At 37.8% G+C, this 13,038-nt stretch carries 7 protein-coding genes; 3 read left to right on the forward strand and 4 right to left on the reverse strand.

The annotated features are described in order from the left end of the window. Nucleotides 1-787: 787 nt before the first annotated feature. The 4 genes from EHW67_RS09250 to EHW67_RS09265 form a co-directional block, all read right to left on the reverse strand. Nucleotides 788-2,299 (reverse strand): sulfatase family protein, encoded by a 1,512-nt coding sequence (locus tag EHW67_RS09250; protein ID WP_126162087.1) that lies wholly within the window; start codon nt 2,297-2,299, stop codon nt 788-790. 10 nt (nt 2,300-2,309) lie between these two features. Continuing rightward, nucleotides 2,310-3,713, reverse strand: coding sequence for a sulfatase-like hydrolase/transferase (locus EHW67_RS09255; protein ID WP_126162088.1), 1,404 nt, complete (start codon nt 3,711-3,713; stop codon nt 2,310-2,312). Between the two features lie 107 nt (nt 3,714-3,820). Further along, nucleotides 3,821-5,302, reverse strand: coding sequence for a RagB/SusD family nutrient uptake outer membrane protein (locus EHW67_RS09260; protein ID WP_126162089.1), 1,482 nt, complete (start codon nt 5,300-5,302; stop codon nt 3,821-3,823). A 32-nt stretch (nt 5,303-5,334) separates the two neighbouring features. Further along, a complete protein-coding gene (locus EHW67_RS09265; protein WP_126162090.1) occupies nt 5,335-8,538 on the reverse strand; it encodes a SusC/RagA family TonB-linked outer membrane protein in 3,204 nt (1,067 codons plus the stop codon). A 541-nt stretch (nt 8,539-9,079) separates the two neighbouring features. Here EHW67_RS09265 and EHW67_RS09270 point away from each other — a divergent pair. The 3 genes from EHW67_RS09270 to EHW67_RS09280 are packed head-to-tail and all read left to right on the forward strand — an operon-like array spanning nt 9,080 to nt 12,934. Further along, nucleotides 9,080-9,418, forward strand: a complete 339-nt coding sequence (locus tag EHW67_RS09270; RefSeq protein ID WP_126162091.1) for a CidA/LrgA family protein — start codon at nt 9,080-9,082, stop codon at nt 9,416-9,418. Beyond that, nucleotides 9,411-10,103 carry an LrgB family protein gene (locus EHW67_RS09275; RefSeq protein ID WP_126162092.1) on the forward strand — a complete coding sequence of 231 codons (693 nt, stop codon included), beginning with the start codon at nt 9,411-9,413 and terminating at the stop codon, nt 10,101-10,103. Before EHW67_RS09270 ends, EHW67_RS09275 begins: the two co-directional genes overlap by 8 nt. 23 nt (nt 10,104-10,126) lie before the next feature. Next, entirely contained in the window at nt 10,127-12,934 is a 2,808-nt protein-coding gene (locus tag EHW67_RS09280; RefSeq protein WP_126162093.1) for a sialidase family protein, read from the forward strand. Nucleotides 12,935-13,038 lie beyond the last annotated feature (104 nt).

The following is a 13,038-nucleotide window of genomic DNA, read 5'->3' on the forward strand; positions in this document are numbered from 1 at the left end:
ACAACCACCTGAACCCCTATCCAATATAGCCTCTATTTCAAATATAAACTAATACCGAAAATATCGTGAGTATCCAACATAGGACGTAAAGAACTAGAAATAGACACAAAAACAGGATGTTCTCAATACTGCATCTTTCTGTACTAGTGGTTTGATCGCTACCAACGGCGAAGTATCCAAATTAGGACACAATAACTAAAAATTTTGGAAATACGGTGAAAAAAAACAGCCCTTGGCGCTGGAAGCTGAATTTTGAGCAAAAAATAAAATGGATACAGTTCTTTAACCACATACTGAATTTGAACTTAACATACATATCTAAAGGAGAGGATATTTCTCGTGTAAGCGCTACTTACAGTACAAGAGTTCTTTAACTATTTTGTTGACCCGCTTGGATCAAAATGGCTGCGTAACGGGAAAAACTCTCATATCACTAATACCTTCTGGGAATTTCATTTTTATTTCAAATGGAAATAAGCCCTAGTCTAAACATGCAGTAAATTCAGAATTATCTGAAAATAATCATTATTAGTAGAAACAAAATAATAGAATAACAATTAAAGAATGTGACCCAACTGTTTGTTAGTGCTTGATCTCATGTTAAAGACAATTACTTTTTTCGTGGGAGACAAACCTCAATTTACCTCCTTCCCTTGAATTAGACAGCAATACAAGACTATATAATTGGCCTTTGGCCTGGAAACCAAATCCCATCATACAAATTAGAATATTCTCATAAATGTTCAATATCAATCAAATAACACAAACATCAAAATTTGCTCCTAGCTCAATTAGAATTGAAATACCCGGGATAGCGCCATTTGAAGTTTTTGTTACGACTATAGGAATGGTTTGGAAAATGCTTATTTATAGAGTCAATTTCCTTGTTAAACCTCTTAAATTTTAAAGGATCAGCCAAAGGATCCTTGGTTTCCTGCTGCCAGGTTTCTAAGGCGGACTTCATCCTGTATAAGATATCTTGAAACTCACTATCACCTGCTAGATTATAAAATTCGTAAGGATCACTTTGTAGATCGTATAATTCATATTTAGGTGGATTTCTCCATGTTCTATAGGCATTGATTACCTCTGGTGATGCACTCTTAATTTCCGCTACTTCCGTTCCTGCATCAAAATGCCCATTTATATGTGTCTCATAAAAGGCATAATGAGGATTTTCCTTTCCATGCAACATGTTCAATATCAACTTAAATCTGTCATCCCTTACGCTTCTTCTCGGATAATATAATAAACTTGTGGATCCGTTACCCCCTGCAAATATATACTTCCTGTTATTCTTCACATGAGCTCCTTTCAATAAAGGCAATATCGACATACCTGGAAGATTTTTCGGGAAATCCGCTTCTGCAATATCAAGGAAGGTCGGTAATAGATCGATCGTATTAACTAATTCCATTTGACGAACGTTCTTCGCCTCTAGGTTCGGATCTTTTATGATTAGTGGGACACGTAAACCCGCCTCATAGTTACTACATTTTCCTCTAGAGAATTGTGCTCCATGATCTCCCAAATATATAATAATAGTATTTTCCGCTTTCCCCGAAGCTTTGAGCTTTTGTAGGAGCATCCCTACGGATTCGTCCAATCTGTTGATGCTATTATAATAGTTAGCCGTATATTCCCTTAAGCGTTCACTATCAGCACCTATAAAGGGCAAGGAAGCATTCAAATCACTCCCATCCAAAGGATCTTTGGGCATCCCCTCAACTTGTTTTTGTAACGGGAAATGGGCATCGGGATAATTCACCATTAAAAAGAAGGGATTATCCGATCCCACAATGAAATCATATGCTTCCTCTGCATATTCTTTCAGATCCTTCTTTCCAAAATTACTACCGGGGATTGCACTAAAATCGAAAGGAATTTCCTTTTCTGGGTTTACATGAAGCTTTCCTATAATACCAGTGGAATATCCCGCTTCATTCAAATATTTTGGTAGAGTTTTTATGTTATCGTACATTTTAAACTTATGGGTAGCCAACCCTATCTGTCCATTTTGATGTGGATATAACCCTGTAAAAATCACCGCCCGGGAAGGACTACACACACTATAAGGAACGAATGCCCGTTCGAACAACACTCCTTCCTTAGCCAAACCATCCAAATTGGGCGTGCTTACCTCCTTAACACCATAACAACCAAGGTCTGGACCGTTGTCCTCGGACACAATCAATAAAATATTAGGTCTTTGCCTATTTATTTCCTCGGCTGATTTACAACCAGATATAAATAATGAAAAAAAGGATAAAATCAAAATAGTCATTACTGATGTATTCATAGGTCTATGTTTATTGTATTTTTATATAAGGAGCTTCTTCCATAACCTCCTTGTGATAAGAAATCAATGCTTTTTTTAATTTTTTAAATATCCTTGGTTCAGATTTTGAAATATCCATCACTTGATATTGATCATGTTTGATATTGTACAATCTAAAATCTGTAAGTCCTGTACTTTTAATAACACTTACCTCTTTTGGGTGGAACCTCCCACCTTTATGAAAGTCACCCGCATCCCATTGTGCCCCTATAACAAAATCACCTTCCCTTAATAAAGATTGTGGTCCTCCCCATGGATCATAGAAATGCCAATGCAAAGACTTATTTCTTTTTAATTTCTCATTATAAAAAATTGGACTTATATCCGTACCATCCAGAACGAGCTCTTTAGGCATTTCAATTCCTGCCAATTTGGAAAGTGTTGGAAAAATGTCAGTGTTAGAGATTGGTGTTGCGTTGATTTGTCCTGGCGCAATCTTCCCCTTCCACCTAAATATTCCTGGCACTCTTAGACCTCCCTCAAACATATGGCGCTTATAGCCCTTGAAAGGACCTGCAGAGCCATGAGACTTATTAAAATAGCCATCGGGAGTATATTGCGCTGGACCATTATCCGAAGTAAATATAATCAAGGTGCTTTCTGACAACCCCAATTCATCCAATTTGTTTAATATTCTTCCAACCGCTCTATCCAAGTTAGCCACATTCGCATAATACTCAGCTTTCTTCCCCTGATCCAAATATTGTTCTACAAGATCTACCGGAGACATTATTGGTTCGTGTGGCTCAAGAAAAGCTATATACTGAAAAAAAGGGCGATCTGGGTCCCTTTTTTGTTCCAGCCAGCCTATTGCTTCATTTGCAACAATATCGGCTGCATAGCCCATAGTTGTAACTGCTTTCCCATTTCTAAAGAATCCTTCTGGGTCAAGGTGCCCTAGACTATACTGGCAACCAAACCAGTAATCAAAACCATGATCATTCGGTTGTGGTTGATTAGGGACATTGAACTTCCCATTTAAATGCCACTTACCAATACTTGCTGTCTGGTATCCCTTTGTTTTCAAAATTGAAGCAATGGTCATTTCCTTTTTTGGCAAACACATAGTTGAGTCCGGGGCTATCCAATCATATACTCCGGTCCTATAAGGCACCCTTCCTGTTAGCAATCCTGCCCTAGAAGGAGAACACATTGGAGATGAGGCATAGCAGTCCGTGAATTTTATACCTTCTTCAGCCAATTTATCTAGATGGGGTGTCTTTATCATTGGGTGCCCGTAAATCCCAAGATCTCCGTACCCTAAATCATCAGCTAAAATAATCACAAAGTTTGGCAAATTGGGAGTTTGAGCTTGCACCATGAGACTAGACAAACAATATCCAAGAATACAGAATACTATTTTAGATCTTTTCATAAGTTACACAGAATTATAATTTTATATATCATAAAAGAGGAAGGCCAGAAGCCCTCCCCTTAAAACTAACTAACAACTAAACCAACTCAATATTTTCAACTAACTTCCTAATAGCCTGGATTTTGTTCAATTAATCCATTTAAATTGATCGTTCCCTGCGATATAGGGAACAACTTCTTGTGTTCCGACTCACCTACCAAGGTAGGCACCAATTCAAATGCTTTTTCGAATCTTAAAAGATCATACCATCTTTTTCCCTCAAAAGACAATTCAAATAAACGCTCTTGTAATATGGCATCATCATTCTCTTCCATTGTTCCATTAATGAATTCATGTCCAGGATAATTTGCCCCATAGGCCCTTTGCCTAATAAGATTCATTTCATCTGTCGGGTCTTGGTTCAAAGCATTTTTTGCTTCAGCAATCATCAATAAAACATCTGCATATCGGTACAGGATAACATCATCCATATACTTTCTAGTTCCGGCATCTACAAATCCTCTATACTTCAATACGGCAGAAGCATAGAATTGATCATAAACTCCGGCATTATCCGGGTTTTCAGTATTCATCAGAACAAAAGTTGCATTTTTCCGAGTATCATCATCAGCCCACTGATTTCTAAACAATTCCGATGGAGCCCACCTATTCAATCCTCCCCCTTCACCCAATAAAGCCTTGGCTGCAGGATCGCCATTGGCAGGGATTTGATCTCCTCGAATATACATGCCATCGTTAAAATTATTCCCAGATTCTAGGTCTTCGTAATGAATGGCCATTAAAATCTCCCTATTGCCTTTATTGCTATATCTAAATATCTCGTCGTAATTACTTAATAGCTCCACATCAGCAGAATGAACACTTTCTAAGGCAGTCAGGGCGGTAGTAATGTCTGATGTACCACCTCCCATTAGTTTTCCTGTCCATAAATAAACTTCACCCTTTAGGGCATTCACGGAAGGTTTAGACCATTGAGATCTCCCGTTGGAAAATGTATTATCAGGAAACAGCCCTAGTGCGGCATCAACATCTGATTTAACCAAATTCATAACCTCGGATACATTGTCACGTGCCTTAAAACTGTTTACTGGATCAAAACCTTCTGTTGGCTCAGTGTTCACAGGAGCATCACCCCATACCTTCGCTATGATGAAATAACAATAAGCCCTCATGGCATGTGCCTGAGCCAAAGCTATATTTTTATTTGCTTCCGAATCAAAATCGATAGAAGGAGCATATTTAATTATTAAATTTGCATCATGAATTACCGTATATAGATTCTTCCAGTCCGGGCCAGCTGCATCCCGATCTAACGTATTCTCAAAATACCGCTCCCTTCCCTCAGAGGCTTGTAGTCCATAACTCAGCACTTCTGATCGTGCTTCTCCCCAAAAAAACAGATTGTCATTCGCATCTGATCGCAAGCGCACATACATTCCATTGACATAAGATTCAACATCTCCTTGATTCTTCCAATAAGAATTAGCTCCAATAACACTTTCAGGAGTCAAGTTTAAATCTTTTTCACAAGAGGCAACCAACAAAAAGAGTGGCAGCATACTCATCATTATAATTTTATATGTTTTCATATTATCTGAATTTATATTTTTTTGGTTTCTTATTACAATGAAACATTTAAGCCTAGTAAAAAGGTTTGTGGGTTTGGATATCTACCGCTGTCAATTCCTCCATCCTCAGGTAACAATCCTCTATAATTAGTTAAATATCCCAAGTTGCTTCCCGTCGCATATAAACGGAGATTTGTAATCCCTATTTTTTTAACCCCTGAAGTAATTGGCAGGCTATAGCTAAGGGTTATTTCTCTTAAGGCCAAATAATCACCTTTCTCATAAAAATCCGAATTCATGGCTTTACTTTGCCCCCCGCCTGTCCGGAAGTTATTATTTTGAGCCAATTGATCCGCCCAATAGTATCTCGGAATATCGGTAACATCACCCTCATTTTCCCAAGACCTTAGTACTTCCTTAGTAATTCCTATATCACCTTGCCATTGCCCTAGATAAACCCCATGCATTTCATTTTTAATAGTATGCCCTACCGAAAAATCGGTGCGTATCGTAAGACTAAGGTTTTTATAATTGAATGTGTTTGTAAAACCACCAGTCCAGTCAGGATATTCGTTACCTACATATACCCTATCTAAAGTATTTATAACACCATCATTGTTGACATCTTTAAATATGACATCACCACCCTGCTTACTTTTATCTGACCCTGCAACCAACTCATCTATCGGCCCTGCCTGAGCTTCAGCTGTTGTAGAGTACACACCCAAAACCTCATAGGTATACAGATCTCCCATGGTATAACCTTCCTGCAAGCCAGCCACCCACCTGGTCCCTCCGTTTTCAGGATCCGCCACCTCATAGCCTCCTATTCTATTATTTTCATTTCCATTTTCAGGCAATTTTGTTATGGTATTTTTATTATGAGAAAGGTTTAAGGCGGAGGACCATCCAAAATTCTCATTTTCAATAACACTTGCTCTTAACTCAAACTCAACTCCTTCATTATTAAGATCCCCTAAATTGGTTAGGATACTTGAAAACCCAGTAACTTTCGGCAAAGTAAAACTGGTAATTAAATTATGAGTATCTCGATTATAATAATCAAATAACAAGGACACCCTTTTATTAAACAATCCTAAGTCAAATCCTATACCAACAGCTTCGGTTTGTTCCCACTGAAGAGCATCGTTGGACAGTGAGGAATTCAATACCGCAGCCTTTCCGTTATATTTACTTCCAACGCCATAAACCCCTTGATATTTATAATCTGATAGCTGACCGATGTTCCCTGTCACACCATAACTAGCTCTAAATTTTAAAGAACTAAAAGTAGTGGAGTTTTCATTCCAAAAATTTTCTCTATGAACATTCCAACCTGCGGAAATTCCTGGGAATGTCCCCCATTTATGATCCGCCCCCAAATTTGATGCACCGTCATGTCGAATACTAGCAGTCAAAAGATACTTTCTTTTGTAATCATAATTAACTCTTCCAAAGAACCCTATGATGTTCCTTGTAGAAAATGAACTTGTCACATTCGTAGGTTCCGCGGAAGCATTTAAAGTTGAAATTAGATCAGAAGATGCCCCACGACCGTCCGCTCCTAAAATATATGCCTCTCTTGCTACTCGTGAAAACCCAGCCTTGGCATTTATGGAATGATCATCCTTTAGATTTTTAGCGTATGTAAAAACACCTTCTATTTGAGTAGTTACATCCTGTGCAAAATCTGCGCTGGCGTTTCTCGAATCATTAAATGATGTCGCGGTATTGAAATACGATTTCTGAAAGGCATTATCCAAATCTTGTTCTTGAGAGTAAGAAAAAAATGGAGAAAATGTTAAATCCGAAAATATTTGGTAATCGGCACCTATAGAAAGTGCCAACCTATAATCTCTTCGTTCCTTATCAAACCTACCTAAATGATAAACTGGATTGCCTATACTCCTATTTTGACCGGGAGCCAGGGTGCCATCCTCAAACCTAAATTTGGCCGTTGGAGGCAATCCTAAAGACCTTTGAAATATTTGATTGGAGCTATATACTTGATTATTGTTTGAAGTACTGTAATTGACACGGCCCCAAACTTTGAAATTATCCCTAATATTAAATCCACCGTACATTTTGGCTGTATATCGCTCATAATCAGTTCTAAGAGCAACCCCTTCACTATTAAAATAACCAACACTAACATCATACTCAGCACCCTCGGTGCTACCCGAAAAAGAAAGATGATGGTTTGTAGTTATTCCCGTATTAAATAATTTTTCCTGCCAATCGGTGTCCTTAAAAATTATAGTCTTAGTTGGATCCAACGGATCGGGCATACTCTCCCACCCTTCATTCAACTTATGGTCATTTACTCCAGGTTGTAAGTATTGTGTTGTAAAACTGGTATTATTCGTTAAATCATTACCAATTCCAGCTCCTACAGGCAAATCCAATCTTGAAAGGCGCTCCGGATGCTTTTCCCCTGTCGCTGCCAACCCTAGTCTACCATAATAAATATAATCACGAGCTGAAACCAAATCATATGTTTTACCAATTTGAGACATACCCGTGGTCATACTATAATTTATTTTTGGCTTACCTTTTCCTGTTTTGGTAGTCACTATAATAACGCCATTAGATGCTCGAGACCCGTAAATAGAAGCAGCAGCAGCATCCTTCAAAACTTGAACAGATTCGATATCCGCCGGGTTCAAATCATCCATATTATTCCTAATGAGACCATCTATAATATAAAGTGGCCCAGCACCATCAGGGTTATTGATTGAAGTCCCTCCACGAATTATTATACGAGTACCTGCACCGGGCTGACCTGATGTCTGTTGTGCCCTGATACCAGAAACAGTACCTTGAAGAGCCTGTGTTGCATTAGCAAAGGGCACATTTTCCAAGACTTTAGTATCTACTTTTGAAATAGACGAAGTTAATGTTTCCCTGGATTGAGATCCATATCCCACAACCACAACTTCGTCCAGTTCAGATGCATCCTCAACCAGAGTAACATTAATTACAGATTGATTACCAACAAGGACTTCTTGTTGTGTAAAACCAAGGTAACTGAAGACCAATACATCCCCCAAGGCAGCGTTTATAGAATAATTCCCATCAAAATCACTCTGAACCCCGTTTGTGGTATTTTTCACAAGGACATTAGCACCGGGCAAAGGCTGCCCCGAATCATCTGAAATGGTTCCAGTTACAGTTTTTTCTTGCGCGTAAGCCCCCGTAATCAATAGAAGGGCCATAAAGGCGAGCAAAGAACTTAAAAATTTGTTTTTTCGTATCATACCAGTTAGTTATTATGTATTACATAAGTCAATATTATAAATAAAAATTCATTAAACCAAATAATGAGAGTAGTTTACAATTAAACTATTCAACCAAATTACTCCTCGATACTAATAGCTCTTATGGCCAAAAGATCAAGAAAATAATTCAATTTACTTTCAACACCAACAATATCAAAAACAGGGCAACGTCAACCCAAATAACTAATTAACAGCATTTTATAGGGATTTAGCGTTGTTACAAAGGTATGCAACAGCCATCTAAAAAATTCAAAAATGGAAATAACATCAACTCCAACTATTCAACTTTATCAGCAATAAATGGTATTTCAGATTTTTTTTGGAAATAACGATTCATTAGTGTAAAATTGCATTATGTATAACATTTTAAGTTGACAATATGCTATCATCCCTGAACATACATAAAGGAGACCTTAAAATGATCTGCTATGAATCGTAAAAAAAATAATATGAAAATTGCGATCTCACATATCGCCTACTTCTATGGTTCATAATATTAATTAAGAATGAATAATTAAAAATGTTTAAAGCAGTTTTGTATATATTTCTATTCCTTGTTTTTGGGGAATTAATAGTTTACTTACTACATATTCCAATAGCAGGTAATCTTGTTGGTATGATAACTATTTTCATCGCCCTAAAGTTGAAAGTCATAAAGTTGAAAGATGTTAAACCCGCATCTGATCAATTTATAAAATATATGGTCTTATTTTTCGTGCCCTATGGAGTGGGCTTGATGACCTTACATGATATTCTGAAGATTCATTGGCTAGCAATTGTTGTGAGTACAATTATAAGTACAGTTCTAACCTTATATATAACAGGTCTAATTCTACAAAAATTCAGAAAGGATGCGTGAGATCTATCAACAACCCCTATTTGGTATATTTATGACGCTGGTAGTTTTTTACTTGGCACAAATAATTAGTCGCAAATGGAAATTTGTACTATGTAATCCAGTTTTACTTTCGGTTGTTAGTATAATTTGCTTTTTAGTAGTTTTTAAAATTGATTTTGAAGATTATAATATTGGCGGCCAATATCTAGGTTTTTTATTAGGGCCTGTCGTCGTGTCCCTAGGGGTACTGTTCTATGAAAAATATGAACAGATAAAAGAAAACATAATACCCTTTACATCTGCCGTTTTTATCGGAGGGACTATGAGTATTCTTTCTGTTTGCAGTATAGCAGTAGTTTTAAATGCTTCGGAACCAGTTATAAGATCATTGGCACCCAAATCGGTCACCACCCCAATAGCACTGGAAATTGCCATATCCATTAACGGGATACCTTATATAGCTGCCGGTATGGTAATAGCCGTTGGAATATTTGGTAACGCCTTCGGACCAACCATTTTACGCAATCTAGGAATAAGGGACAAAAAAGCCATTGGTGCGGCCCTTGGAACCGCCGCTCATGGTATAGGCACGGCAAGAGCTCTTGAAGAAGGAAAGTTACCTGGGGCCTATGGAGGATTGGCAATGTGCATAAACGGGTTATTGACAGCCATTATTACACCCTACATAATAAAATTATTCTTTTAGTACACCAATTAATTTATATAAACATGAAAAATTACATTTTAAAAGGGGTTATTCTCTTTTTTTATATCACCACCACACATTTCTGGGGACAACAAAACACATCGGCAAAACAATCCCCGGTTTTTGGAATCAGTACGGTATTTGATCCACAGACCGATAATATGGGCTATCATAATTATCGTATCCCTTCCCTTTTGGTTACAAAAAAAGAGTCGGTCTTAGCTATTATGGAAGGCCGTAAAGATATGAACCACGATCATGCCAAGAACGATTTGGTTTTAAAACGAAGTATTGATAATGGAAAAACGTGGTCGTCTCCCAAAATAATTGTTTCAGCCGGGAACAATGTGGTAATGAATCCCGTCATGGTGCAATCGGATACGGGTACCATTATTTTAACCTACATCTATTTTCCTGAGAAAAGACATAGCAGCAACCGATCACATGGTGTAAAACAAGTGGAACCGGGATTGAAAGGCGACAACATAGAAAAAGTCTATATGACTAGAAGTGAGGATGATGGGGTAAGCTGGTCAACCCCAGAAGAAATTACACATATTGCAAAATCTAACAAATACAGTTTACACGCTATTAGTGGTCCTGGTGTGGGACTTTCTCTAAAAAATGGGAAGTTCAAAAGTCGAATTATAATACCAATGTCCGAAACATTTTTACGAAAAGGAGTGAAAACTTCAAATAACTACGCCCTTTATTCCGATGATAATGGAAATAGTTGGAAACACAGTAAATCGATACCAGCCTCCCTAAATGGAAAAACTGGGGGCAACGAAATACAAATGGTAGAGCTGGAAGATGGAGTGGTCATGGCTTCTATTAGAGATAAAGGTCATCGGCTGATATCCAAGAGTTATGATGGAGGAAAAACATGGAGTAGACTATCAGCACATCCTGACCTGATCGATACCGGCTGTATGTCACCCCTATTGCGATATCGATTTAAAAATGGTAACATTCCAGGAGTATTGATCCATGTAGGAGTTACAGGTCGGTTAGATGGCAATAAAAGAGGAAAATCTATAATTGCCTTGAGCTATGATGACGGAGAGACTTGGCCTGTTCAAAAGACACTGTACACAGGGAAATTTGACTATTCTTCCTTAGCCATTTTACCTGACGGAAAAATTGGTATGCTGGCAGAATATGATTTTGACGGGGATAGAGCCAAAATTAAATTGGCAAAATTCAATTTGGAATGGATCAAAGATCCTAATGCAATCACCCTGTCCTTAGAAAAAAAAATAATAAAACCTGATATCTATTTCAAAACGCATCCTGATCATGTGATTCCCGCAGCAATGGTAATTCAAAAGTTTCAAGTACAAATGGAAACTAAGAGCCATGGCTCGCAGGACGACCTTAGTTACCAATTCGAACTGATAGATGCCCAAGGCAATGCAAAATTAACAAACCATAAAAATTTAAATACATTCTCCTCTTCCAATAAGAATTTTTTTGTTGCAGATTGGTATGGTCCCAATGTGATAAAGGTGGCAGCAAAAAACAATAAAGGTGTGACGGTAGCTTCCATTTTGGATACGATTTTCGTTCATTTTTCACATAACCAGATGGCCGGGGGCGATATTAAAAAACTAAGCAAAAAGTACCAGGGCAAAGAATATATATCTGGAAAAATTATTAACGACTCCTTAGTTTATACGGGAATGCGCTTTTTCCCTTCTGACATTTCTAAGGGAGACCCTAGTTATGAAGGAACTAAATTTGGAGCCTACCAGACCAAAGAACCACGTGTACTCGCACTAGACAATGGAGTTTTGGTAGCTTCTTATCATTATCAAGTTAAGGGAGTCAATGATGCCCCTCCGGGCCTTACCCTAGTAATAACAAGAAGTTTGGACGGTGGCAAAACATGGATAGACGATCAGATCCTGATGCAAAATACTAATGGGGTAGTTGCCTATAGCTCCATGGTTCAATGGGGCAATGAAGTACATTGCTATTTTGCTGGCGGCCATAGTTCACATCCCCATGCAAATAAATACAAGGGCGTATATAGAACGGTAAGTAAAGATCAGGGCAAAACTTGGTCACAACCAGAAGCAATGAAGAAAATGACTAAATTACTTACCTCCAAAATAGATACTATAGCCCCAAACCAATCACCTACTACCAATGCGCTATCTATTCCTGATATGGAATGGAAGGGCAAAAAAGGAGATGCTTACATTGTTCCTTTTTATGTTGATCCGGTAAAATTTTTAATCACCTTAGACGGAGGGAAATCTTGGGATGTATTCTATGATGTATTAAATTACCCGGAATATGAGGGGGAGCTCAATGAAATTTCCTGGGTACTACTGGAAGATAGAACCATATATGTTGTTTCTAGGCGACAAAGCAAAACCGGCTATAAGAACGAAATGCTATTTGACCTCGAAGGTAATCCTACATTTATAGGTCAAACCCGCAAAAACCACAAAGCTAGAAGATGCCATCAAGGAGCCGTAAAAGTGCCAGAAGGACCGTTTAAAGGAAGGGTTGCCGTTGCCAGTAATTTTAGTGATGACCGAGAAGAAGCTACCATTGCAATTTCAGATACAGATATGGCTCAAAAATTCACAACCAAATTCCTTACTACCAACGCCGCTTGGGGATACTGCCATATCGACTGGAACCCAAAACTAAAAGGTTTTGTTCTAGTAGGAGAATCGGAGCCATTCGACAAAAATGAACAAGTAGTAAATATGGATGATGGACCAGATAGAAATGAACGATTTTCTTTAGAGTTTTTCGCTTTTAGTCCGGAGTTTTACGACACTTTAATTGAGGCTGATATTCATACAAATTACTAGCCTGCTATTCGTATTCAATTGAATTTAAACTAGTTTTATAAAACTAAAAGAAACTACTTTTAAAAAAATTAAAAAATATCGAGGGCGGACCCTCGATATTTTTT

Origin of the sequence: Arenibacter aquaticus, from assembly GCF_003957295.1 — a bacterium.
GTDB classification, from domain to species: domain Bacteria; phylum Bacteroidota; class Bacteroidia; order Flavobacteriales; family Flavobacteriaceae; genus Arenibacter; species Arenibacter aquaticus.